Annotated in this window: 22 protein-coding genes; 4 read left to right on the top strand and 18 right to left on the bottom strand. The window is 63.7% G+C overall.

Annotated features, from left to right (window positions below):
- Positions 1-657: 657 nt before the first annotated feature.
- The 5 genes from AWB68_RS15935 to AWB68_RS15955 form a co-directional block, all read right to left on the bottom strand.
- Positions 658-2,517 (bottom strand): TRAP transporter large permease, encoded by a 1,860-nt coding sequence (locus tag AWB68_RS15935; protein ID WP_087645319.1) that lies wholly within the window; start codon positions 2,515-2,517, stop codon positions 658-660.
- 4 nt (positions 2,518-2,521) lie between these two features.
- A complete protein-coding gene (locus tag AWB68_RS15940) occupies positions 2,522-3,562 on the bottom strand; it encodes a TRAP transporter substrate-binding protein (protein WP_087645320.1) in 1,041 nt (346 codons plus the stop codon).
- A 178-nt stretch (positions 3,563-3,740) separates the two neighbouring features.
- Entirely contained in the window at positions 3,741-4,505 is a 765-nt protein-coding gene (locus AWB68_RS15945) for an SDR family NAD(P)-dependent oxidoreductase (protein ID WP_087645321.1), read from the bottom strand.
- Positions 4,506-4,561: 56 nt separating this feature from the next.
- A complete protein-coding gene (locus tag AWB68_RS15950; RefSeq protein WP_200828710.1) occupies positions 4,562-5,566 on the bottom strand; it encodes a transketolase family protein in 1,005 nt (334 codons plus the stop codon).
- The gene (locus AWB68_RS15955) at positions 5,563-6,333 is read right to left on the bottom strand and encodes a transketolase (RefSeq protein WP_235028356.1); all 771 of its coding nucleotides are present in this window, start codon (positions 6,331-6,333) and stop codon (positions 5,563-5,565) included. Before AWB68_RS15955 ends, AWB68_RS15950 begins: the two co-directional genes overlap by 4 nt.
- A 282-nt stretch (positions 6,334-6,615) precedes the next feature.
- Here AWB68_RS15955 and AWB68_RS15960 point away from each other — a divergent pair, with 282 nt between their 5' ends.
- Positions 6,616-7,506: a LysR substrate-binding domain-containing protein gene (locus AWB68_RS15960; RefSeq protein WP_087645324.1), complete on the top strand. Its 891-nt coding sequence runs from the start codon at positions 6,616-6,618 to the stop codon at positions 7,504-7,506.
- An 82-nt stretch (positions 7,507-7,588) separates the two neighbouring features.
- Here the strand turns inward: AWB68_RS15960 and AWB68_RS15965 are convergent, their stop codons facing one another.
- The 9 genes from AWB68_RS15965 to AWB68_RS16005 are packed head-to-tail and all read right to left on the bottom strand — an operon-like array spanning position 7,589 to position 15,716.
- The gene (locus AWB68_RS15965) at positions 7,589-8,350 is read right to left on the bottom strand and encodes an SDR family NAD(P)-dependent oxidoreductase (protein ID WP_087645325.1); all 762 of its coding nucleotides are present in this window, start codon (positions 8,348-8,350) and stop codon (positions 7,589-7,591) included.
- A gap of 27 nt (positions 8,351-8,377) precedes the next feature.
- The gene (locus AWB68_RS15970) at positions 8,378-9,292 is read right to left on the bottom strand and encodes a LysR family transcriptional regulator (protein ID WP_087645326.1); all 915 of its coding nucleotides are present in this window, start codon (positions 9,290-9,292) and stop codon (positions 8,378-8,380) included.
- 9 nt (positions 9,293-9,301) lie between these two features.
- Complete coding sequence (gene fdxA, locus AWB68_RS15975; RefSeq protein WP_087645327.1) at positions 9,302-9,637, bottom strand: ferredoxin; 336 nt, start codon at positions 9,635-9,637, stop codon at positions 9,302-9,304.
- The gene (locus AWB68_RS15980; protein WP_087645328.1) at positions 9,637-10,410 is read right to left on the bottom strand and encodes an enoyl-CoA hydratase-related protein; all 774 of its coding nucleotides are present in this window, start codon (positions 10,408-10,410) and stop codon (positions 9,637-9,639) included. The genes fdxA and AWB68_RS15980 overlap by 1 nt, the downstream gene beginning before the upstream one ends.
- The gene (locus tag AWB68_RS15985) at positions 10,407-11,588 is read right to left on the bottom strand and encodes a CaiB/BaiF CoA transferase family protein (RefSeq protein WP_087645329.1); all 1,182 of its coding nucleotides are present in this window, start codon (positions 11,586-11,588) and stop codon (positions 10,407-10,409) included. The genes AWB68_RS15980 and AWB68_RS15985 overlap by 4 nt, the downstream gene beginning before the upstream one ends.
- Entirely contained in the window at positions 11,585-12,970 is a 1,386-nt protein-coding gene (locus AWB68_RS15990) for an FAD-dependent oxidoreductase (protein ID WP_087645330.1), read from the bottom strand. The genes AWB68_RS15985 and AWB68_RS15990 overlap by 4 nt, the downstream gene beginning before the upstream one ends.
- A gap of 38 nt (positions 12,971-13,008) precedes the next feature.
- On the bottom strand, positions 13,009-13,848 hold the full coding sequence (locus AWB68_RS15995) for an ABC transporter permease (RefSeq protein ID WP_087645331.1): 840 nt from the start codon (positions 13,846-13,848) through the stop codon (positions 13,009-13,011).
- Positions 13,848-14,681: an ABC transporter ATP-binding protein gene (locus AWB68_RS16000; RefSeq protein ID WP_087645332.1), complete on the bottom strand. Its 834-nt coding sequence runs from the start codon at positions 14,679-14,681 to the stop codon at positions 13,848-13,850. The genes AWB68_RS15995 and AWB68_RS16000 overlap by 1 nt, the downstream gene beginning before the upstream one ends.
- 3 nt (positions 14,682-14,684) lie before the next feature.
- A complete protein-coding gene (locus tag AWB68_RS16005) occupies positions 14,685-15,716 on the bottom strand; it encodes an ABC transporter substrate-binding protein (protein WP_087645333.1) in 1,032 nt (343 codons plus the stop codon).
- Between the two features lie 461 nt (positions 15,717-16,177).
- Here AWB68_RS16005 and AWB68_RS16010 point away from each other — a divergent pair, with 461 nt between their 5' ends.
- Positions 16,178-17,305 carry a porin gene (locus AWB68_RS16010; protein ID WP_087645334.1) on the top strand — a complete coding sequence of 376 codons (1,128 nt, stop codon included), beginning with the start codon at positions 16,178-16,180 and terminating at the stop codon, positions 17,303-17,305.
- Between the two features lie 113 nt (positions 17,306-17,418).
- Here AWB68_RS16010 and AWB68_RS16015 read toward each other — a convergent pair whose 3' ends face one another.
- Positions 17,419-18,165, bottom strand: a complete 747-nt coding sequence (locus tag AWB68_RS16015) for a glucose 1-dehydrogenase (protein ID WP_087645335.1) — start codon at positions 18,163-18,165, stop codon at positions 17,419-17,421.
- Between the two features lie 244 nt (positions 18,166-18,409).
- On the opposite strand from AWB68_RS16015, the gene AWB68_RS16020 reads away from it, so the two are divergent.
- Together AWB68_RS16020 and AWB68_RS16025 are read left to right on the top strand one after the other, a co-directional pair.
- Complete coding sequence (locus AWB68_RS16020; protein WP_087645336.1) at positions 18,410-18,787, top strand: response regulator; 378 nt, start codon at positions 18,410-18,412, stop codon at positions 18,785-18,787.
- 33 nt (positions 18,788-18,820) lie between these two features.
- Entirely contained in the window at positions 18,821-19,222 is a 402-nt protein-coding gene (locus AWB68_RS16025; RefSeq protein ID WP_087645379.1) for a hypothetical protein, read from the top strand.
- A 224-nt stretch (positions 19,223-19,446) separates the two neighbouring features.
- On the opposite strand, the gene AWB68_RS16030 is transcribed toward AWB68_RS16025, so the two are convergent.
- Genes AWB68_RS16030 through AWB68_RS16040 form a run of 3 tightly spaced genes read right to left on the bottom strand, consistent with a single transcriptional unit; the run spans position 19,447 to position 22,714 of the window.
- Positions 19,447-20,292 (bottom strand): GntR family transcriptional regulator, encoded by an 846-nt coding sequence (locus AWB68_RS16030; RefSeq protein WP_087645337.1) that lies wholly within the window; start codon positions 20,290-20,292, stop codon positions 19,447-19,449.
- Positions 20,293-20,322: 30 nt separating this feature from the next.
- A complete protein-coding gene (locus AWB68_RS16035) occupies positions 20,323-21,621 on the bottom strand; it encodes an MFS transporter (RefSeq protein WP_087645338.1) in 1,299 nt (432 codons plus the stop codon).
- Positions 21,622-21,676: 55 nt separating this feature from the next.
- On the bottom strand, positions 21,677-22,714 hold the full coding sequence (locus AWB68_RS16040; RefSeq protein ID WP_087645339.1) for an L-idonate 5-dehydrogenase: 1,038 nt from the start codon (positions 22,712-22,714) through the stop codon (positions 21,677-21,679).
- Positions 22,715-22,719: the final 5 nt, after the last annotated feature.

The raw sequence follows: 22,719 nt of genomic DNA on the forward strand, positions 1-22,719 counted from the left end.
GGGACTCACTTTCTTTGCTGCTGCAAAGAAAGTAAGCAAAGAAAGCAGCTTCACAACGCCAATCCTTGCCATGCGCCGCTAGACCGCTCCCTCGGAGTGGTCCAACCGGGGGAGTGTCCTTAGCGGGGTTTCTTCGTTGTTGGCATGTAGACGAGGCGCGCGCGTCGCACCGCTCTACGAAGTGGACCAGCAGTCATACATCCAGCCTCGCGCTACGCGCTCACCCGTCAGGCAAAACCGAAACCCATCGCTACCTCGCTACATTTGTGCATGCTGACGCTTCAAATCACCACCGCTAGCAGCCCTATCGTCGGGCACGAAGTGCCATGACGGATGAATGACTGCTGATCCACTCTGTATCGCGGTGCGATGCCCGTACCTCTTCTACATGCCAACAACGATGAAACCCCGCTAACGACACTCCCCCGGTTGGACCACTCCGAGGGAGCGGTCTAGTGGCGACTGGCAAGGATTGGCGGTGGGAAGCTGCTTTCTTTGCTTACTTTCTTTGCAGCAGCAAAGAAAGTGAGTCCCGCCCCGGACAGGGGCAGAGCTAATAGACCGCTAAGAAAACAAGTTCCATAGAAGCCCAAGCGCATCAAACGGTGTAACCCAAACCCGAACCCCAGACCCCAAGCGCCAGCGACCACCCACACTTCAGTGCAAAAACCCCGTCGAGATCCACGGCACCGCCGCGACCACGATCAGCCCGACGATCAGCGCCGCGATATACCCCACGATCGGCTTCATGCCCTCGTCCGGATTGATGCGGCTCACCGCGCAAGCGGAGTAGTACCCAACCCCGAACGGCGGCGCAAACAACCCAACGCCCATCGAGAGGATCACGACCATCGAATAGTGGACATCGTTGATGCCCATCGCGCGCGCGATCGGGAACATCAGCGGGCCGAACAGCACGATCGCGGGAATGCCTTCGAGCACGCTGCCAAGCACGATGAACGCGGCGATCGATGCGGCCATGAACATCGCCGCGCCGCCCGGCAACGCACCCATCGTGCGGGCGAGCTGGCCGGAAAAGCCCGATTGCGTGAGCGCCCACGCCATGCTCGTCGCCGCGCCGATGATCAAAAGAATCGCTCCCGAGAGCGCGGCGGTGTCGACCAGCATCGGCTTCAGGCGCAGCCACTCGAAGCGGCGATAGATCAGCAGGCCCGCGAGCACCGCATACGCGATGCCGATCGTGGAGACCTCGGTCGCCGTCGCGATCCCTTCGACCACCGCCGCGCGGATCACGAACGGCAGCGCGAGCGCCGGCACCGCGATCACCAGCTTCTTCAGGATCTCGCCACGCGTGGCACGCCGCACGGCCGACAGGTCGTCGCTGCGATAGCGCCACCACACGACCGCGCACAGCGTCACCGCGAGCACGATGCCCGGCAGCATGCCGCCCGTGAAAAGCGCGGAGATCGACACGCCCGTCACCGAGCCGAGCGTGATCAGCACGAGGCTCGGCGGAATCGTCTCGGTCTGCGCGCCGGTTGCCGCCAGCAGCGCGACCAGATCGCCGGGCTTCGCACCACGCGCCTTCATCTCGGGGAACAATACCGGCGCGACCGCGGCCATGTCGGCGGCTTTCGACCCGGAGATGCCCGACACGAGATACATCGCGCCGACGAGCACATACGACAGCCCGCCGCGCACGTGACCCAGCAGGCTTGCGAGAAACGCGATCATCGCGGCGGCCATGCCGGTCATCTCGATCAACTGCCCGAGGAACACGAAGAGCGGCACCGAGAGCAGGATCAGATGCGACATGCCTTCGTCCATGCGGCCGACCACGACGACGAGCGGCGTGCTCGTCGTGAGCGCGAGATAGCCGAAGGTCGCGAGGCCGAACGAGAACGCGATCGGCACACCCGAGAGCACCGTGAGCGCCACCAGTCCGACGAAGAAGATCAGCAGGTTGACGTTGCCGAGATCGCGGAACACCGGAGCGAGCGCGACGAAGATGCCCGCGAGCGCCGCGACGAGCGCGAGCGCTGCGATCGTCAATTGCCAGTTCGCGCTCTTGATGAGCCGCAGACAAGCGACGAGCAGCATCAGCCCCGTGCCGATCGGCAGCGCGGCGGCCCGCCACGAGTTCGCGATCTCGAGTGCGGGCGTGGTGATGAAGGCCTCGTCCTGCGCGAACTCCACGGCGGGTCCGATCACGAGCAAGAGGAACGCGAGCGGCGCCGCGATCGCGACCACATCGAGGAATGCGCGCACGCCCGGCGACGCCATGCCGACCAGCGCCGTCATGCGCATGTGCTCGCCGCGCCGCAATGCGACCACGGCGCCGAGCATCGCGAGCCACAGGAACAGGATGGACGCGAGCTCGTCGGACCAGACGAGCGGCGTGTGCATCACATAGCGGCTTGTCACGCCCGCCAGCAACACGACGATTTCCGCGACCACCAGAAGTGCTGCGGGTATCTCCACAAGATGACCGAGGATGGTGTCGAGGACACCGGCCAGGCGGCGCGGCGCCGCGTGCGAGAGCGTGAACGCGGTCATGGCATCACACCAGCTTGCCGACGTTCTTTTCGAGCAGCGACCAGCCCTCGTTGCCGTACTTGGCCTTCCAGTCGCTGTAGAAGCTCGTCTTGCGCAGTGCGCCGCGGAAAGCTTCGCGATCGACCTCCACGATGTTGATGCCCTTCGTCTTCAGGTCCGTGCGCAGCGACACGTTCAGCTTCGCGATGTCGGCGCGCTGCAGCATGCCCGCCGCCTCGAATTCGCGCGTGACGATCGCGCGCATGTCGGCGGGAAGCTTTTCCCATGCACGGCGGTTGCCGAGAATCCAGTACGCGTCCCACACGTGCGAGGTCAGGCTGATCGACTTCTGAACTTCATAGAGCTTCGCCGTCGCGATGATCGGCAGCGGATTTTCCTGGCCTTCCACCACGCCCGTCTGCAATGCGGAATAAAGCTCGTTGAAGTTGATCGGCGCGGGGCCGGCGTCGAGTGCCTTGAAGAGCGAGGTGAGCATCGGCGCCTGCGGCACGCGGATCTTGAAGCCTTTGAGGTCCTCGGGCTTCTTCACGACGCGCGTCGACGAACTGACCTGGCGGAAGCCGTTGTCCCATGCGCGCGATACCGAGACGATGCCCGACTTCTCGATCTGCGCGCGCACATAGGTGCCGAGGTCGCCGTCCATCGCCTTCCAGACGGCGTCGTAGTCCTGGAACGCGAAGCCCGTATTGACGATGCCAGCAGCCGGCGCGAGCGTCGCGAGAATCGACGAGGCCTGGTTGAAGAACTCCACGCCGCCGCTTCTCACCTGCGAGAGCAGATCGGTGTCGGAGCCGAGTTGGTTCGCCGGGAAGAGCTTGATGTCGAGCTTGCCGGCCGTCGCTTCGCGGATCTTGTTCAGCGCTTCCTGCGCGCGGATGTTGACGGGATGGCTCGGGTCCTGGCCGGTCGCGAGCTTGTAGTTGAAATCCGCGGCTGATGCGCGGCTCGACAGGCCCAGGAACGGTGCCGCGACGGCGACCGTTGCGCCTGCCTTCAGGAACGTGCGCCGGTCGATGCCCTTCTGGGCGTGCGGACGGGTTGTCATGGTGTGCTCCTCCAATACGGGGTATCGGTATGGTTATCGCGCCTCGTGCGGCGCATTTTGTGGCGCCTCGCGGACGCATCATTCCGTGCGATCGGCAACCCGCTCTGCGGCGCGTTTGCCTTGAACGCTTCGCTGCGCCGTGCGGGCGAAGCGAAGCGTCCGGGTCCTGCCGCAACGCTCAACCGTGGATCAGCATGCCTCCGTTGACGTCGATGACGGCGCCGGTGATGTACGACGAAATGTCCGCCGCGAGGAACAGGAACGCGCCGGCGACGTCGTCCGGCACGCCGAGACGGCCCGCCGGAATGCCCGCCAGGATCTCGCCGCGCTTCTCGTCGGGGATCTTGCCCGCGTTGATGTCGGTCTGGATCAGGCCCGGCGTCACGCAATTGACGCGGATGCCGTCGCCGCCGAGTTCGCGCGCCATCGCCTTGGCCAAGCCGAGCACGCCCGCCTTCGCGGCCGAGTAGTGCGGCCCGCCCAGAATACCGCCGCCGCGCTGCGCGGAGACCGAGGACATGCAGCCGATCGAGCCGCTCTTTTGCTTCTTCATCTGCGGCACGACGGCCTGCGAGAGATACAGCACGCCGCGCAGGTTGACATCGAGGATGCGGTCCCAGCTTTCCGGGTCGATGTCGAGCAGCTTCGCCGCCTGCGTGATGCCGGCGTTGTTGATGAGCACGTCGATCGAGCCGAAGTCGGCCACGACTTTCTCTACTGCGGCCTGGCATGCCTGCCGGTCGGTCACGTTGCACGCGTAGCCGCGATGCTCCGCACCGATCGATGCGGCCGCTTCCTTCGCCTGCGCTTCGTCGAGATCGAAGATCGCGACCTTGGCGCCGTGCTTCGCGAACATGCGGGCGGTCGCCATGCCGATACCGCGGAGAGATGCTGCGCCGGAAATGACGGCGACCTTGCCTTCGAGCAGACGCGAGTCGGACATGATGGGTTTCTCCTGATGATAGGGTTGTTGTTTGAAGCTGGTTCGATGCGTTGGCTTCAGCCGAGCCAGCCCTTGATGGTGTCGACCATGAGATTCGTCGAGATGCCGTAGCGGTCATGCAGCGTCGGCAAGGCGCCTGCGTCGAGGAACGCATCGGGCAATGCGATCTGGCGGAACGGTGGGGTGATGCCGGCCGTGAGCAGCGCCGTTGCGACTGCTTCGCCGAGTCCGCCGATGCCGGTATGGTTTTCCGCGACCACGACGAGGCGGCCCGAGCGCTTCGCCTCGCGCAGGATCGTGGCGGTGTCGAGCGGCTTGATCGTCGGAACGTGCAGCACACCGACGCCGACCTTGTCCGCTTCGAATGCCTTCGCCACTTCGAGCGCGCGCATCGTCATGATGCCGGTCGAGATGATCAGCACCTCGGCGCCGTCGCGCAGCAGCTTGGCCTTGCCCAGCTCGAACTGGTAGTCGTATTCGTCGAGCACGACAGGCACGTTGCCGCGCAGGAGACGTGCATACACCGGGCCTTTGTGGGCCGCAATCGCGGGCACCATCTGCTCGATTTCGAGCGCGTCGCAGGGATCGATCACCGTCATGTTCGGCATCGCGCGCATCAGTGCGAGGTCTTCCGCCGCCTGATGACTCGGGCCGTAGCCGGTCGTGAGTCCGGGCAGCGCGCAAACGATCTTTACGTCGAGGTTGTCCTCGGCGATGGCCTGGTGCATGAAGTCGTAGGCGCGTCGGGTCGCGAACACGGCATACGTCGTCACGAACGGCTGCGCACCTTCATGCGCCATGCCGGCCGCCGCGCCCATCAGCAGTTGCTCGGCCATGCCCATCTGGTAATAACGTTCAGGGAATTCCTTGCCGAAGATGTGCAGATCGGTGTACTTGCCGAGGTCGGCGGTCATGCCGACTATGTTCGTCTTTTCCCGAGCCAATTGGGCCAACGCATGGCCGAACGGCGCGGAACGGGTGACTTGTCCTTCGCCTGCAATCGAGGCGATCATTGCCGAGGTCTTCAGGCGCGGCTTCTTGCCGATGACGGTATCGCTCATGCTTGTCTCCCTGCTTCGAGTGCGGCAAGCGCGAGCTGCCATTCATGCGGATCGACGCGGATGAAGTGGTTCTTCTCGCGTTCTTCGAGGAACGGCACGCCGCAGCCCATGCGCGTATCGCAGACGATGATCCGCGGCTTGGCCTCCGGATGGTTGCGTGCGTTGTCGAAGGCCGCTTTGACTGCATCGATATCGTTGCCGTCGATGCGTTGCGTGTACCAGCCGAATGCTTCGAGCTTTTCGACAAGCGGCTCGAACGCCATGACCTGGGACGAAGGACCATCGGCCTGCTGGTTGTTCACGTCGACGATGGCGATCAGGTTGTCGAGCTTCCAGTGCGCCGCCGACATCAGGCCTTCCCAGATCGCGCCTTCATCGAGTTCGCCATCGGAAAAGAGCGTGTAGACGAATGCGTCCGAGCCTTTGCGCTTGAGTCCGAGGCAACGGCCTACCGCGATCGTTAGACCATGGCCGAGCGAGCCGCCCGACATCTCCATGCCCGGCGTGTAACTCGCCATGCCGGACATCGGTAACCGGCTGTCGTCGCTGCCGTAGGTTTCGAGTTCTTCGGGCGGAAGGAAGCCCGCTTCAAAGAGCGCGGCGTAGAGCGCAATCGCATAGTGGCCGTTCGAGAGCAGGAAACGGTCGCGTCCTTCCCACTCTGGATTGTCAGGCTGATAACGCATCGCGCCGAAGTAGGCCACCGCCAGCACATCGGCGATGTCGAGCGCCTGGCCGATATAGCCCTGCCCCTGCACCTCGCCCATCAGAAGCGCATTGCGCCGGATGCGGTAGGCGCGTTCCGCGAGAGGGGCACGTTGCCCGGCTTCGCTCGTATTCACGTGTGTCTCCTTTTGTTTTGGCAGACGTATGAGGCTGCCGGCCGATACAAAGGACCTTGCTAAAAGCCCTTCCAGCCACCTCTCGCCGCGTCGGGAAAACCCTTGTCGGATAAGGCCGGCGAGTGAATCAAGCGTATCCACTTGAGCCGAGCGGCTCAAACGAATTAAAGTGGCTTATCGCTGAATTGAATTCATCTTGATACTGCAATGCAAAATCGTGCGACGCTCAAGTCCATACAAGCCTTCGAGGCCGCAGCAAGGCTTTCGTCATTTGCGCTTGCAGCAGAAGAGTTGTTCGTGACGCCCTCGGCGATCAGCCATCAGGTGAAGCTTCTGGAGGAGCAATTGGGCGTGCGCTTGTTCCACCGCGTGCATCGCGCGGTGATCCTCACCGACATCGGCCGCAAGTACGCCGAGGAGATCGGCGCGGCGTTCGGGCGGATCGAAGTCGCGACGCGCGACATCGGCCGCGTCGCGAAGAGCGACATCCTCACCGTGCATTCGACGCCGAGCTTCGCGACGCAATGGCTCATGTCGCGGCTCGCGCGTTTCAGCGCCCTGAACCCGGATATCGACGTGCGGCTCAATGCGTCGACGGAAGTCTGCGACCTCTCGACAGGCGTGGTCGATGTCGAGATTCGTTATGGCGCACGCAAGATGCAGCCCGCTGGCACGATGGTGCTGGAGTTGCCGCCGGAAACGATCGTGCCGCTCTGCTCACCGGCGCTGATGCAGGGCGAGCATCCGATCCGCGCGGTGGCGGACCTGCGCCACCATGCGCTGATTCACAGTGAGGGGTGTCTGGTGGGATGGCGCGACTGGATGCGCCTCCATCGCAAGACGGTCATCGACATCACGCGCGGCCCGCGCTTCGCACGGTCGTTCATGGCGATCAGCGCCGCGGCCGATGGCATGGGCGTCTGCCTGGAAAGCCTGCTGCTCGTGCACCGGGAACTCGAAACGGGACGGCTCGTGGCGCCGCTTGGCGTCGAGGGGCTCAGGGTAAACGGGTATACGATGAATCTGCTGAAGTCGCGCGCGGAACTGCCGAAGCTGCGCAGTTTCCAGGACTGGCTCTTTGCCGAGTTGGACAAATAGGCGCGCGACGGTGGGGAGACGCGCTCGGGCATCTCCCCGCGATGTAGCTAATGCGGCCAACAAAACTCACGCTCCGCCACTATCAGGGCATGACCTGACCGCCGTTGACTTCCACGATCTGCCCGGTGACATAGCTGCTCGCCTCGTCGCTTGCGAGAAACAGGAACGCACCCGTGCATTCGTCCGCCGTGCCGAGGCGTCCCATCGGGATCGCCGCCGAGAAGCGCTTCAGGATCTCGGGACTCGAATGTCCGTCATGGAACGGCGTCTCGATCACGCCCGGCGCCACGGCATTGACGCGAATCCCGTCGCCCACGAGTTCCTTCGCCATCGTGCGCGTGATGGTCGAAACAAAGCCCTTGCACGCGGCGTACAGGCCGGCGCCTGGCCCGCCGCCAGTGCGGGCGGCCTGCGTCGTCACGTTGATGATATTGCCGCCGCCGGCTTGCGCCATCAGCGGAATCACGCGGCGGCTGACCGCCACCACCGACCGCGCGTTGAGACGGAATACCTCGTCGATGTAGTCGTCGTCGGCTTCGACGATCGGCGCGCGTCGCACAAAGCCGCCTGCGTTGTTCACGAGCACGTCAATGCGCCCGAAATGCGCATGCACCTTCGCGACCATGTCATCCACTTGCGCCGACTGCGTGACATCGGCCTGCACGGCGATCGCGTCGCCGCCTGCGTCCTTCACCTGCGACACGAGCGTGTGCGCCGCGTCAGCGCCGCTTCGGTAATGCACCGCGACTCGCGCGCCACGCGCGCCGAACGCGCGCGCAAGCGCGGCTCCGATTCCCGAACTCGCTCCGGTGATCAGCACAACCTTGTTCTTCAAGTCCTGCATGCGTGCTCCATGATGATGGTGGGTGGATCAGACTTCCCGCAACGAGAGCTCGACGTGCTTCAGCCGCCGCACGATGCGATCGACGAATTCGAGCGTGACGTTCGGCAACGCGCGCTGGTTCGGCGTGATGATGCCGACGGTGAGCGCGTTCACGTTCACATCGTCGAGCGGGCGCCAGACCACTTCGCCGCGCGACAGTTCGTCGAGGAAAGCCAGTTTGGAAAAGAATGAAATGCCTCGCCCCGACGCGATCAGGCGCTTGAGCAGCGTCGTCGAATTGCAGGTCACGCTGGGTTGCAGCGATTCCCAGTACTCGGGGAAATCGGTCGTCACGACACCCTGGATCGGCGAGCGCCCCTCTAGCCGGAGGAAGGCATGATTGCGGCATTCGTCGAAGCTGATCCGCTCCTTCTTCGCAAGCGGATGCGACGACGCCATCACGACGCCCGGCGGCAGCGACACTTCCGTCACGACATCGAGGCCCGCGGGAAGCTTCGTGATGTACGAGATGCCGACGTCGTACTCGCCGCTCACGAGCCGCGGCGGCACGTCATGCGGCGGCACGGCGGCGATCGAATAGGTGACGGCCGGATAAGCGTCGGAAAACTCCTCGACGGTCGCGGGCAGGAAGTCGACGAAGAGCGAATCCATCGCCACCACCGATACATGACCCTTGCGTTCGCCCTTCAGCTCGTCGAGTTCGCTGCGCATCAGGTGGAAGTCGTTGAGCGTCGCGCGGATATGCTGCAGCACGCGCTCACCCGCCGCGTTCAAGCGGATGCCGTTGGGCAACCGGTCGAACAGTTCGGTGCCCATCTCGGATTCGAGCTTGAGTATCTGCCGGTTGACCGCGCTCGACGCGACATACAGGTTCTGCGCGGCCTTGCGGATCGAACTGCACCGCGCCACTTCGACGAAATACTTCAGGACGTTCGCATGCATGGTGATACCTCAGTTCATGACCCGCACCGGCCACGCGGCGACCCGGGGATGATCGCAGGCTACCTTGCCCACGTCGCACGCGCCACCCGGTGAACCGAGCGCGCTCACGCGCGCATCGAAGAAATCGCGGTTCACGGCAGCGAACGCGGCTTCCGCCTGCGGAAGCTCTTCTTCGTGAAAGATCGCCTCGGTCGGGCAGACCGACACGCACACGCCGCAGTTGATGCACTCATCGGGATGAATATAGAGCGTGCGCTCGCCTTCGTAGATGCAATCGACGGGGCAGCATTGCACGCACGCACCGTCTTTCACGTCGATGCAGGGTGAAGTGATCACGTAGGCCATCAGCGTCCGCTCCAGCGAGGTTTGCGCTTCTCCTGGAATGCCCGCACGCCCTCATGCGCATCCTCGGATTGCAGCGCCGCGACGAGTGCCGGCAGACGCAGCGCCTGCGCCTCCACCGGCGACAGCGTGGAGGTGCGCCGCACCACCTGCTTGATCGCCTGCAACGACAGCGGCGCGCAAGCGAGCACGGCGTCCACCCAGCGCGCGACAGCGGCGTCGAGTCCGGCGCGCGGCACGACTTCGTTGACGAGACCCATCTCGAAGCCCTCGCGTGCGGAGACGCGCTTGCCCGTGAGCAGCATCGCCATCGCCTGGCGGTACGGAATCTGGCGTTGCAGGAGCGTCATGCCGCCGTCGAGCGGCATGCGGCCGACGAGCGCCTCGGGCAAGCCGAAGCTCGCTTCGTCGCAGGCGATCACGAGATCGCAGCCAAGCACCATCTCGAAGCCGCCGCCGAGTGCATAGCCGTTCACGCGCGCGATCACCGGCACGTTGAGCGTCTCGCGCAGCGCGATCCCGCCGAAGCCGCCGGGACGCGGTGCGGCCCAGTATTCGAGGCCGCTCGTCGACGGATTCTTCAGGTCCGCGCCGACGCAGAACGCGCGCTCGCCCTCGCCCGTCAGGACCACGACGCGCACGTCGCGGTTATGCTCCAGCTCGGTCCAGATGCGTTGCAGTTCCCCTTCGGTCGCGAGGTCGACGGCATTGAGCGCGTCGGGGCGCGCGAGCGTCACGGTGGCGACGTGCTGATCGATGACGAGACGTACGCTCATACGGCCTCCGTGGCGACGCCGCCGCGCAGTTGCTGAAGGATTTCCTCGGTGTGCTGCCCGAGCCTGGGCGGCGCGCGCCGCAAGCCGACCGGCGCCTTCGAAAGCTCGATCGGGCTGCCGATGAAGCGCACCGGCTGGCCTTCGCCCTCGCCTTCGATGATCAACTGGTTATGCAGCGTCTGCGGATCGACGAGCGCTTCGCGCAAGTCGCGCACCGGCGCGCACAGCAGGTCCTGCTCTTCGAGCCGCGCGAGCCAGAAGTCGCGCGTGTTGCTCGCGAAGCACTCGCGGAAGATGCGCTGCAACTGGGCCTTGTGGACGAATTGCTGGTTCAGGTTGCAATAGCGCGGATCGGCGGAGAGATCGTCGATCTGCAGCGCCGCGCAGATGTCCTGCAGCGGATTCGCCTTGAACGCGCCGACCAGCACGAGCGCGCCGTCCTGTGTATCGAACACGCCGGAGAGCGGCATCGCGGCCCAGTTCACTTCGGAGTCGGCCATCATGATCATCGCGGCCTCCTGCATCTGCATCGCGAGCATCGAGTTGTACAGCGACACGTTGACCTTCTGCCCTTCGCCCGTGCGTTCACGATGCAGGAGCGCCAGCAGGATGCCCTGCACCATGTGCATGCCCGCGGAGTAGTCGGCAAGCGCCGTCGGGTAGACGGAGACCGGCAGCGAGTCGTCGGCGCGGCGCGCCATCACGCCGCTCATCGCCTGCGCGAGCACGTCCTGGCCGCCCTTGTGCGCATACGGACCGGTTTCGCCGAAGCCCGTGCCCACTGCATAGACGATGCGCGGATTCAGGCGCCGGCAGTCTTCATAGCCGATGCCCATGCGATCCATCACACCCGCGCGGAAGTTGCTCACGACGACGTCCGCGTCCGCGATCAAGCTTTTCAGCGCCGCCATCTGGCCGGGATCGCGCAAGTCGAGCGCCACGCTGCGCTTGTTGCGGTTCAGGCTGCAGAAGATCGGGTTGTCCGCGCCGGCGACCGGTTCGAACGTCGAGCGGCTCAGGTCGCCCGCGCCCTTGCGCTCCACCTTGATTACGTCGGCGCCGTAGTCTGCGAGCATCTGCGTGCATACCGGGCCCATCATCACCTGCGTCAAGTCGACGATGCGCACGCCCGAGAGCGGCAGGTCGCGCGGGTTGGCTGTGTTGTGCGTGCCGCTCATGCTGCTTCCCTCGCGTCGATATGAACGGCAAGCGACGGAATGTCCGCGTTGCGCCCGGTCTGGTCGCCCGGATCGGCGCCTTGCGTGCGCAGGGTCTTTTGCAGCGTGCGCACATCGACGTTGCGCACCGATACGCCCGCGCCGAGCGCCAGCGCCGCCGCGACGCCCGCCGCTTCGCCCATCGCCATGCACGGCGGAATTTCACGCGACATCTTTTGCGCCTGCGAGGTCGCCGAGTAGTGGCGGCCCGCGACCAGCAGATTGTCGACCTGCTTGGGCAGCAGCACGCGATACGGCATGTAATAGTCGCGTCCGCGTGCGATGCTGTCTTCAAAGCGGGTGCGCTGCGCGAGGTCGTCCTTGGTCATCACGTATTCGCCTTCGAGCAGACGCGTCTGGCGCACGCCCGTCTGCGGCGCGACGTCGATCACATAGGCCTGTTCAAAGCCCGGCAGTTTTTCGCGCACGAAATCGACGACCGCGTGGATGTGCTTGCGGCCCTGCATCTCGGCCCGCGTCAGGTCTTCGGGCTTGAGTCCGTCGAGACCGGCCATGTGCGGGCAGTTGCACCACACGACGCCCGGCAGCGGCGTCTTGAGCCACCAGTAGCCCCACGAGCCGCCGAGAATGCGTTTGATCTGGCGATCGAGCGCGGCGAACGCTTCCGGCTCTTCGGCTTCGAAGCGCTCGGCCGCGTCGGTGTCGACGCCGCCGAGGCGGAATACCGTCGTCGTGATATAGGTGCCGCCCACATGCGGCACGCCCGCCGACGCCGCGACATCGAGGTCGCCGGTCGCGTCGATCACGACATCGGCGAGGATCGCCTCACGGCCGCTCTTCGACTCGCAGATCACGCCCTTGACCTGGCCGTCCTCGACCAGCGTGCGCGAGAACCACGAATGCAGGCGCAGCTTGATGCCGAGCGATTCCACCAGTTCCAGCGCGACGCGCTTCATCCCGTCCGGATCGAACGCCGCCGCGAAACACACGGGGTGCGGCGTCTTCTGGCTGTGAAAATCGAAGGTGCCCCAACGGCCCCACTGACGGTAGGACGCAGGATCCTCGCCCCATTCGTGCGAGCGCGGGAACGTCGCGAGCTTGCGCGCCGCCATGCGCTCGATGAAGGTCATGCAGGTGCCCCGCACCGAGATCTCCTGAAGGTGGTTGTCCCACATGTCGTCGAGCACCAGCACCATGCCGCCCGATGCAAGGCCGCCCAGGTGGTTGTAGCGTTCGAGCAGGATAACTTCCGCGCCGTTGCGCGCCGCGCCGATCGCCGCCGACAGTCCGGCGGGACCGCCGCCGACCACCACCACGTTTGCCTTTGCCGCCACGCGCACATCGCGGGCGCTTTCCTGAATCCAGTCGCTGATCATGTTCATTTTCGTCTCTTGTCTGAAGGGGTTGTGTCGCTCGTCGTTCAATGGGCGCCTTCGGGCTGCCACTTGACGAGCCAGCGTTCGAGTGCGGCGATCACCAGGAAGAACAGGCCGGACAGGACGGCGCTCATGATGATCGCCGTGTACAGCAGGGCCGAATCGAAGCTGTACGTCGCCTGGATGATCATGGCGCCGATGCCTTGCGTCGCACCGATCCACTCCCCGACCACCGCGCCGATCACCGACATCGATGCCGCGATGCGCAGCGCCGAAAACAGGTACGGCAGCGAAGCGTAGAGACGCAGCTTGAAGAAGATCTCGCGCTTGCTCGCCGAGAGAATCTGCATCAGTTCCATCGCCTGCGGATTGACGGCCTGCAGTCCGCGCACCATGTTCACGAGCGTCGGGAAGAAGCAGACGATCGCGGCAATCGTGATCTTCGGCTCCAGCCCGTTACCCATGATCAGCACGAGAATCGGCGCCTTCGCGACGACCGGAATCGAGTTGATCATCACGGCGACCGGATAGAAGATGTCCTGCAGCGTCTTGTTGTGCACGAAGACCGTCGCAAGCAGGATCGCCGCGAGATTGCCGATCAGGAAACCTCCGCACGCTTCGATGGCCGTGGGCACGAGGTTCTGCAACAGCACGTCGCTCTTGCTGAAGAGCGTCTGCAGCACGAGCAGCGGCGAAGGCGCGATGAACGGCTTCACATGAAAACCCGCCACGATCGCCCACCACGCGAACAGCAGCCCCGCGACGCCGAGCGCCGGCAACACGCGCGCACGCCACACGCGCTGGCGGCGGCGTGCGAGCCATGCCGCGGCTTCAGGGTCCAGCGACTCGGCGGACAGGTTCAGTTGCATTTCGGACGTGGTCATCAGCAGGTCTCCAGTACGCGTCGCAGATACGCGGCGAGTTCGACGAATTCGCGCGTTTCGCGGATGTCGAGCGTGCGGTCTTCAGGCAGGTTCACCGGCACGATCTCCTTCACGCGCCCCGGGTTCGCGGCGAGCATCAGCACGCGCTGGCCGAGGAACGCCGCTTCGTAGATGCTGTGCGTGACGAAGAGCGTCGTGAGGCCCATCTCCTTCCACACGCGGCGCAGTTCTTCGTTCAGGCGGTCGCGGGTGATCTCGTCGAGCGCGCCGAAGGGCTCGTCCATCAGCAGCACTTTCGGATCGCTCACGAGCGCTCTTGCAATCGCGACACGCTGGCGCATCCCGCCCGACATCTCGTGCGGGTAGGCATCCTCGCGACCCTTGAGGCCGACGAGTTCGAGCAGCTCACGCGGGGTCGCACGTCCGGCACGCGCCCGGCCGTTGGCGACTTCGAGCGGCAACTGCACGTTCTGCAGCGCGGTGCGCCACGGCAGGAGTGCGGCGTCCTGAAACACGAAGCCGATGTCGCGGCGCTCGCGTGCCAGGCGCGGCGCCGCGCCGAGCACGCTGATATCGCCACGGCTCGGCTTGACGAGATCGGCCACGACGCGCAGGAACGTCGACTTGCCGCAGCCCGACGGTCCGAGCAGCGTGAGGAACTCGCCTGCCGCGACGTCGAGGCTCAGGCCTTCGATCGCGGTGACGCTGCGCCGGTCGGTGAAGAAGCGCACGTTGATATTGCGGCAACTGATTGAAAGATCGTTGGCTTGCGGCGTGGCGAAGGGCGAGCCGGACCGCTCCGCACGCGGCGGATTCATGATGGCAGCTTGCATGGGTTACACCGTTAGACGAGAGGAATGAGTGGCCTTGAGCACGTCCATTGTCATGACGTCCTCGACCTTCGGCTGATGCGCACGGAACTGGCCAAGCTGTCCGTACATCGCAATCTGATCTTCCCAGACCTTCGCATCCATCGTGCCCCAGCCCTGCGTTTTCGTGGTCTGGTCGAATGCGTAGCCCATCAGCGAATCGATCGCGACGCGTTCGTCCTCGCGATTCAGGTTCGGATATTCCTTCACGAGCAGATCGACAGCCTGGTCGCGATGCGTGTTCGCGTAGATCCAGCCGCGCGCCGTCGCACGCAGGAAGCGCGAGACCGTGTCGGGGTGATCCTTCAGCGTGTCGGTGGTCGCGTAGTACGGCAGCGCGTAGAGGCGCACGCCGGTGTCCCACAGACGCAGGTCGACGCGATCCGCGCCGAGCGCCTTGAGCGCCGTGGTGTTGGTTTGCCAGCCGGTGACCGCATCGACCTGGCCGCTCAGGAGCGGCATCATGTCGGCGCCGACCGGCACGATCTTCACCTGGCTCTCGGCAATCTTGTTCTTCGCGAGCAGCGCCCTGAGCAGCACCATGCCCGTCGACTGGATGCCGATGCGCTTGCCGATCATGTCCTGCGGCGTGCGGATCGGGTTCTTCTTCAGCGAAAAGAACGTGTACGGATGCTGCTGGAGGCCCACCGCGATGCACTTGATCGGCAGGCCTTCGGAGACCGCCAGCATGATCGACGGGCTCGACGAAATCTCGCCGGTTTCGAAGCGCCCCGAAGCGACGATCGCAACACCGTCGATGTTCGGGCCGCCCGGCTGGATGCGGAAATCAATTCCTTCCTGCTCGTAATAACCGAGCCGCTTCGCGACGATCTCGCCGACCTGGTTGCCGCCCGGCACCCAGCCGAGCTGCATGTTGACCGTCGCCTTGTCGCCGGCGAACGCGCGCACCGAAAGCAGTGAGCCCGTTGCAGCCATGCCGCCCGCCGCGAGCGTCATCCGCAGCAAACGACGGCGTCCGGCATTTTCAATTACTGACATCTGCACCTCCGATGGTCCTTCATGGATTCAAGGAAATCCGGTCTTTTTCTTCAGAGTGTTGCCGGCTGAAATCATTGTCAGCAGCCAAAAGTGTCCCCGCAAGCATCAAATTTGGCGCCGAGTGATGCCGAAATTAGCTCACCCACGGTGCAAGAAGATTTCTTCGCCCCACACGCCGACTGCGCACGATTCGTTCACGTTTGCGCGGTCGATGAGCGAAAAATTAGTCCACTGGGAGCCAAATTCAGTGCTAGGCGGCGTGAATTTTGTTCCGCAAGAATCGGTCGCAGATCGGACGAAACAGCATTTTCGAGCGGCAATTTACGGTTTACTTTCGATGCGATCCCCATTTCCGGTGTCGAATTGAAGATGCCCTCACGCGGCTTTATATTTCGTCATCCTACGTTTATAGACGGTTCACGTACCTACTCTTCGCTCCCTAACCAAGCTCCAAGGAAATCATGAATCGACGTGTCTTCGTTCTTGCCGCAACCGCACTGGCCTGCCAGGCCGCGTCCGCCCAAAGCAGCGTGACTCTCTACGGCCTGATCTCGACCGGGATCGTCTATGCGAACAACCAGAAGGGCGCCGACAAGCAAGGACACTCGACGTGGCAGTTCGCAAGCGGGCCGATGCAGACGCCGCGCTGGGGCATGAAGGGCGTGGAGGATCTCGGTGGCGGCGTGAAGGCAATCTTCACGCTGGAGAACGGCTACAACGTCGGCAATGGCACGCTGTCGCAAGGCGGACGGGAATTCGGGCGGCAGGCTTTCGTCGGGTTGTCGTCGGATAGGTTCGGGGCGGTGACGTTCGGGCGCCAGTACGATGAAGCCGTGACCCTGTGTGTGTTTTCATCGGCGTGCCAGTTTGCGGCATACGGCGCGCACATCGGCGACAGCGACAACGTGTTCGACACCTTCCGCATCAACAACGCCGTGCAGTACAAGAGCATCGATTACCGCGGCTTCCAGTTCGAAGGGCTGTACGGCTTCTCGAACAAGGCTGGCGGATTCTCGGACAACAACGCGTATAGCGCCGGCGCGCAGTATCGCAACGGGCCGCTGTCGCTGGGCGCGGCTTACCTCCAGGTCAACAATCCGAATGACGTGAATAACCCGAACGGCGCGGTGGTCGGCGACTACGGGTTTTCTTCGCCGTTCATCACGAATCCGGCAACGTCGTCGGGCGTGAGCAAGCAGCGGATGTATGGCGGTGGCGGCGCCTACGTATTGGGCACGGCTAGCCTTTCGCTGCTCTATACCAATGCGCGCTTCGACTATCTCGACAACTCGCGGCTGACTTTGCAGAACTTCGAGGCTTCGCTCACCGACTACGTTCGCCCGGACCTGATGCTCGGTGTCGCGTATATCTTCACCACGGGGCAGTATCGTCCGCAGGAGACGAGTCCGAAGTGGCATCAGGTGAATGCGGGTGCCGACTACTTCCTCAGCAAGAGAACCGATCTGTTCCTCGTCGGCATTTACCAGAAGGCCGCGGGCGATGCGCAGTACGCGCAGATCTATACGCTCTCGCCTTCGACCACTAAGACGCAGGTTTCGGCGGTGATCGGCCTGCGCCACAAGTGGTAATCGTCATTCTGTGTTCGGTTTGACGGGGTGGTGTGTTTCGCCTGCGTATTGAAACGCCTGAAACCCCGCCGCGCTGCGCGGCGGCGGGGTGATTCGAGCCGGACCGAATCGAACTAGCGCATGCCGCCGCTTGCGATAAGGTGCTCGCCGGTCAGCCAGCGCGCATCGTCCGATGCGAGGAACACTGCGATCGACGCGATGTCATCCGGCTGACCCAGCCGGCCGAGCGGAGTCTGGCTGAGCGCGGCCGCATCGAAGTCCGATCCGATGATGCCCGCGGTATGGGTCCCTTCCGTCACCACGACGCCGGGATTGATCGAGTTCACGCGAATCTTTCGCGGACCGAGTTCGCGCGCAAGCGCGCCGGTGATCGCATCGACCGCGCCTTTGGTGCCGCTATACACCGCGCTTGTGGCAGGCGTGATGCGGCTGACCACCGAACTCACGTTGACGATGCTCGCGCCTTCGCCAAGGTGCTTCGCGGCGGCCTGCGTGGTGAGCAGCACACCGAGCACGTTGGTATTGAACTGTTTGTGAAAGTGCTCTTCCGTGATTTCCTCGATTGCCCCGAACTCGTAAATACCCGAGTTGTTGACGAGGATGTCGAGGTGGCCATACGTTTCGATTGCTGCGTTGATGATGCCTTGCGCTTCCGCTGCCTTCGACACATCGCCGCCGACGGCGACTGCCTTTCCCTTGGCCGCTTCGATCGCCGCAACGACGGCATCGGCACCCGCCTTGCTGCTTGCATAGTTGACGACCACCGAAGCGCCCTCTGCTGCGAGTGCCTTCGCGATAGCGGCTCCGATACCCTTGGATGCACCTGTAACGACCGCCACCTTGCCTGTGAGCTTGCCCATGAACGTTTCCTTGAAAAGATTGTGTACCGCGGAGAATGACCGGCTGTTTTTTTGCTAGCCGGCTTCCAGTGGTGCCAATGTACCGATCTCATCAGCCGCGATAAAGCGGCGAAAAACGAATTGACTGACAGGATTTGGCGAACAATCGATCCATTGCCAACCCTGAGCACCAGCGAATCCCAATCGTGCAGTACACTGCAAACCGCCGCACCGGAACCCTGCGATCAAGCGTTGGAGACTTCTGATGAAAGTCCTCTTGGTAGACGATTACCGCACCACCACCGACCTGCTCGCCGACGTGGCGTGTTCGATGGGTCACGCAGTGACGAGAGCCTACAGCGGGGCCGAGGCCCTGGCGGCAACCGGCGGCGAAGGCGCATTCGAGCTCATTCTTCTGGACATTGGGCTGCCCGACATCAACGGCCACGAATTGTGCATGCGACTCCGTGCATCGGAGAAATACGCTTCCCGCCGCATCTTTTCCATCACGGCGCACGACGACCTTCACGAGCGTTTCGACATGTCATGCTTTGATGGCCAACTCACGAAGCCGCTTTCGCTCGGAGACTTCGAGTCCTTGCTCTCGGGCAAGAAGGAAGCCGAGCGACGCGATCACCGCTGACGAATGTCCCGTGCAGCAACCGCGATTCACGCCATGAGATATCTCTTTGCATCGACACTCGCGGCGGTCATCGCGGCCGCAAGCAGCGCGGCGAACGCACAAACGGCCGGGAGCGACGGTATCCCCACGACACAGTGCGCCATTGGCTATGTCACCGGTGTCGGTGGATCGGCACAGAGCGTTCGTGAGTATCTTGCGACACCCGACAGGGACAAATATCGCTACGTTGCAGACAACCCGATCCGATGCCAGGTCTCCGACGAAGGTCGCGCGTCTGCCTGCACCGGCATCACCGACCTTCGCCATGAAAAAGTCAGCGTGTACGACGACATCGACAGCGCGACGATGGCCGTGGTCGCGCGCGTGGAACTCGACCGGGGGACCTACCCGGCGATTATCGTGGTGCCAAAGCAGGATGTGCAATGCGGGGAGTAAGCACCTCAGCCTTACTCGACCAACGTCGAACCCGTTCGCGCGACGACCAGGACAACGCATCCGTCATCGGATGAAGTCGAATGGTTTGATCCTGCCGCATACTTTTGAGAGCAACGACTACCGGCTTCTTGTGTCGTTGGCGGAGACGGGCGAAGGGACGGTCCTCGGCCGGCATCATTTGGTCCACCGTCAGAACAGCGAGGGCATTCTCGTCCCGACGAGCGTTAAATCGTCAACCTCACGGCTTCAGGCTCATCCGGTTCGAACCAGTCGGGATTCAACTGCGCGACCGGTCCGAGCGACACCAGAATCTCCCGCAAATGGGCACGCATCGCGTTTTCGGCGGCGTCGGGATCGTGCGCCTTCAGACCGCTCACGATCAGCGCATGCTGCTTGATCAGCAAGTCGAGCGGCGATACTTCATGCAGGCTCAGATAGCGCACGCGATCCATCTGCGCCTTGATGTCCTGAATCGTCTCCCAGGCCGCAACGCAGTCGATCGACTGGGCGATCAGGAAGTGAAACTGCTCGTCGCAGGCGAGGAACGCGGCCGTGTCGTTGGCCTTGGACGCCGCTCTCTGCTCCCGCATGTTCGAAGCAAGCTCGGCCAGTTGCGCATCGGTGATGGCGACCGCCGCCTTGCGCACGACCGCCGCTTCGATCGCCTCGCGGATAAAACGCCCCTCGCGCACCTTGCGCGGCGAGATCCGCTTGACGAAGGTGCCGCGCTGCGGCAACACCTGCAGCACACCCGCTTCGACCAACTTGATGAACGCTTCGCGCACCGGTTGGCGCGACACCTGAAACATCTCCGACACCTCTTTCTCCGAAAGCGGTGTGCCCGGCGCCAGCAAACCGGTAAAGATCGCCTCGCGTAACGACCGGAAGATCTGCTTGCCGATCGGCTCGTGTGATTCGACCGATAAACCCGCCAGCGCGCCGCGAAGCGGCGTTTTCGATTCGCCGACAGAAGCGGCACGTGGCCTACTCGTGGCCGGTGCGACCGCGAGCGCGGCCCCTCCTTTTTCACGCCGCGTCGCGGGCCTCAGGCTTGCAATTTTCGTATCCATACCGGGTGCTCGAAGACTAGTATCGCAAAGCTACCATACTAGCTTACGCTCTGTCGGCGCTTTTTGCGACTTCGGTTCGCGGATGAATACCAGTGCGCACAGCGCGCCGAGCACCGCGATCGCACCCGCCAACACGAACGCACTGCCGTAGGCGCCGTGCGTCGCCTGCACGATAAAGCCCGTCACGGCCGGTCCGATCACGCCCGCGAGATTGGCCAGCAAGTGCACGAAGCCGCCGACGCCGCCCACGTTCTCGCGCCGCACCGTATCCTGGATCACCGCCCAGTAGACGGAGCCGGTCACGTACAGGAAGAAGATCGACACCGACATCAGCGCCACCGCGCCCTGCATGCTCTGCACGCGTCCGGCGAACGCCACGCACACCGCCGCCGCGCCAAGGCATACGGACAGCACGATCCTGCGCGACAACAACGGCTTGCCGGTCAGGCGCAGGATGAAGTCGGTGATGAAGCCGCCCGCCGCCAGCCCGATGCTGCCGAGCACCCAAGGAATCACCGTCGCGATGCTCATGTCGTGCAGCGACATGTGATGCGCTTCGGTCAGATAGGTCGGGAACCACGACAGGAAGAAGAACAGGACGTAGTTGTAGGAGAAGAATGCGAAGGCGGTAGCGAGGATGATCGGCTGCTTCAGGTAGAAGCCGAGGCCGGCCTTCTTGCCCGCGGGCGCATGTTCCATCGACGAAGCCTGCTGCTGCCCCGCGACGATCAGTTCGAGTTCGGCCGCCTTCACGCGCTTGTTGTGCTGCGGAAGTTCGGTCGTGGTGAACGACCAGAGCACGAGCCACGCGAGGCCGAACAGCATGATCGCGACGAACGCCCAGCGCCAGCCGAACTGGATCGCCATATAGCCGACGACCGGCCCCGCAAGCGCCCCGCCGAGCGGCGTGCCCGAACTGATGACGCCAATCGCGCTCGCCACTTCGCGTCGCGGGAACCAGTTGTTCACCATCTTGCTGTTCGACGAACTGAACGGGCCTTCGCCCATGCCGAACAATACGCGCAGCACGATCAACGAGACGAGGCCGCTCGCGAGCGCCGTCGCGCCGCAGAAGATCGACCAGATGCCCATCGCGCCGCCGAACACTTTCTTCGCGCCGAATTTATCGGAGGCCACGCCGCCGATGAAGTTGAACAGCGCATAGCCAACGAAAAAGCTGCTGAACACGATGCCCATCTGCGCATGCGAGAAGTTCAGGTCTTTCTGGATCAGCGGCGCCGCGATCGAGAGCGCGGCGCGGTCGAGGTAATTGATGACGCCTGCAAGAAACAGCAGGCCGACGACGAACCATCGCTGGCTCTTGATCATGGTGAGTCTCCAGTGCTCCGCCTCTTTGTCTGCCAGGGCGGTTTGTGCGGGTAAATTAGTCGAAGTTCAGATGGACCTTCATCGATTGCGTGCGGTCATGCGCCACTTCGAACGCGCGGTTCGCTTCTTCGAGCGGGAACGCGTGCGTCATCAGTGGCCGCAAGTCGATCTTGTGCGCGCCGAGTTCTTCGGCGGCGACCGCGTATTCGTCGGTGAAGCGAAACGAGCCTCGATAGAGCAACTCCTTCGACATCACGAGATTCGCCGCCACCGGCGATTGCCCCGCCGGCAGGTTGCCGACCTGGATCACCGTGCCGCCCGCGCGCGCGGCGCGCAATGCGGTGTCGAGTCCGGCGGTGCTGCCCGACGCTTCCAGCACGACATCGAAGGTGCCGCGCTGCTGCGCCCACTGGTCGATGCGTGCCTGATCGTTGGCGAGCACGGTTTCGTCGGCGCCGAGTGTCGCCGCCATTTGCAGCGCCTTGTCCGCGAGATCGAGCGCGACGATGCGGTGCGCGCCCGCACGCTTCGCCACGGCCAGCAGAATGCAACCGATCGGTCCGCAACCGACCAGCAGCACCTTCGCTCCGACGAGCGACCCGGCGAGACGCAACGCATGCAGCGCGACCGCGAGCGGCTCGGCCATCGAAGCCTGCGCGAAATCGAGCCCATCGGGCACCGGCACGCACTGATGCGCGCTCACCGCGATGAACTGGCGGAACATGCCCTGCATGTGCGGAAACGTCGACGCGCTGCCCATGAAGTGCATGTTCAGGCAATGGTTCGGCATGCCTTTTACGCAGTATCGGCAGACGCCGCAGTTGAGCCCGGGATTTACCGCAACGCGCTGGCCGACGGCGAGACCCGTCACGCCCTCGCCGAGCGCCGCGACTTCACCCGCGACTTCATGACCGAGCACGAACGGCTCGCGCACCGCGAAGTCGCCGCTCTTGCCCTTGAAGTAATACGAGAGATCGGAGCCGCAGATGCCGCCCGCGCGCACACGAATCTGCACCTGGCCGGCTTGCGGTTGAGGGGCATCGAGTTCGTCGATGAGGAGTTTCTTCGGTTCGTGCAGAACGGCTGCAAACATGCTGA

Source organism: Caballeronia choica, assembly GCF_001544535.1.
Classification (GTDB): domain Bacteria; phylum Pseudomonadota; class Gammaproteobacteria; order Burkholderiales; family Burkholderiaceae; genus Caballeronia; species Caballeronia choica.

What these genes read in the sequence shown, in the direction of transcription:
- AWB68_RS16015 (WP_087645335.1), bottom strand. Translation starts at nt 18,165, where the DNA reads ATGGGCAAGCTCACAGGCAAGGTGGCGGTCGTTACAGGTGCATCCAAG.
- AWB68_RS15950 (WP_200828710.1), bottom strand. Translation starts at nt 5,566, where the DNA reads ATGAGCGATACCGTCATCGGCAAGAAGCCGCGCCTGAAGACCTCGGCA.
- AWB68_RS16020 (WP_087645336.1), top strand. Translation starts at nt 18,410, where the DNA reads ATGAAAGTCCTCTTGGTAGACGATTACCGCACCACCACCGACCTGCTC.
- AWB68_RS16025 (WP_087645379.1), top strand. Translation starts at nt 18,821, where the DNA reads ATGAGATATCTCTTTGCATCGACACTCGCGGCGGTCATCGCGGCCGCA.
- AWB68_RS16005 (WP_087645333.1), bottom strand. Translation starts at nt 15,716, where the DNA reads ATGTCAGTAATTGAAAATGCCGGACGCCGTCGTTTGCTGCGGATGACG.
- AWB68_RS15970 (WP_087645326.1), bottom strand. Translation starts at nt 9,292, where the DNA reads ATGCATGCGAACGTCCTGAAGTATTTCGTCGAAGTGGCGCGGTGCAGT.
- AWB68_RS15985 (WP_087645329.1), bottom strand. Translation starts at nt 11,588, where the DNA reads ATGAGCGGCACGCACAACACAGCCAACCCGCGCGACCTGCCGCTCTCG.
- AWB68_RS16000 (WP_087645332.1), bottom strand. Translation starts at nt 14,681, where the DNA reads ATGCAAGCTGCCATCATGAATCCGCCGCGTGCGGAGCGGTCCGGCTCG.
- AWB68_RS15940 (WP_087645320.1), bottom strand. Translation starts at nt 3,562, where the DNA reads ATGACAACCCGTCCGCACGCCCAGAAGGGCATCGACCGGCGCACGTTC.
- fdxA (WP_087645327.1), bottom strand. Translation starts at nt 9,637, where the DNA reads ATGGCCTACGTGATCACTTCACCCTGCATCGACGTGAAAGACGGTGCG.
- AWB68_RS15980 (WP_087645328.1), bottom strand. Translation starts at nt 10,410, where the DNA reads ATGAGCGTACGTCTCGTCATCGATCAGCACGTCGCCACCGTGACGCTC.
- AWB68_RS15960 (WP_087645324.1), top strand. Translation starts at nt 6,616, where the DNA reads ATGCAAAATCGTGCGACGCTCAAGTCCATACAAGCCTTCGAGGCCGCA.
- AWB68_RS15990 (WP_087645330.1), bottom strand. Translation starts at nt 12,970, where the DNA reads ATGAACATGATCAGCGACTGGATTCAGGAAAGCGCCCGCGATGTGCGC.
- AWB68_RS15955 (WP_235028356.1), bottom strand. Translation starts at nt 6,333, where the DNA reads ATGGGCGAGGTGCAGGGGCAGGGCTATATCGGCCAGGCGCTCGACATC.
- AWB68_RS15945 (WP_087645321.1), bottom strand. Translation starts at nt 4,505, where the DNA reads ATGTCCGACTCGCGTCTGCTCGAAGGCAAGGTCGCCGTCATTTCCGGC.
- AWB68_RS16030 (WP_087645337.1), bottom strand. Translation starts at nt 20,292, where the DNA reads ATGGATACGAAAATTGCAAGCCTGAGGCCCGCGACGCGGCGTGAAAAA.
- AWB68_RS15965 (WP_087645325.1), bottom strand. Translation starts at nt 8,350, where the DNA reads ATGCAGGACTTGAAGAACAAGGTTGTGCTGATCACCGGAGCGAGTTCG.
- AWB68_RS15935 (WP_087645319.1), bottom strand. Translation starts at nt 2,517, where the DNA reads ATGACCGCGTTCACGCTCTCGCACGCGGCGCCGCGCCGCCTGGCCGGT.
- AWB68_RS16040 (WP_087645339.1), bottom strand. Translation starts at nt 22,714, where the DNA reads ATGTTTGCAGCCGTTCTGCACGAACCGAAGAAACTCCTCATCGACGAA.
- AWB68_RS15995 (WP_087645331.1), bottom strand. Translation starts at nt 13,848, where the DNA reads ATGACCACGTCCGAAATGCAACTGAACCTGTCCGCCGAGTCGCTGGAC.
- AWB68_RS16010 (WP_087645334.1), top strand. Translation starts at nt 16,178, where the DNA reads ATGAATCGACGTGTCTTCGTTCTTGCCGCAACCGCACTGGCCTGCCAG.
- AWB68_RS16035 (WP_087645338.1), bottom strand. Translation starts at nt 21,621, where the DNA reads ATGATCAAGAGCCAGCGATGGTTCGTCGTCGGCCTGCTGTTTCTTGCA.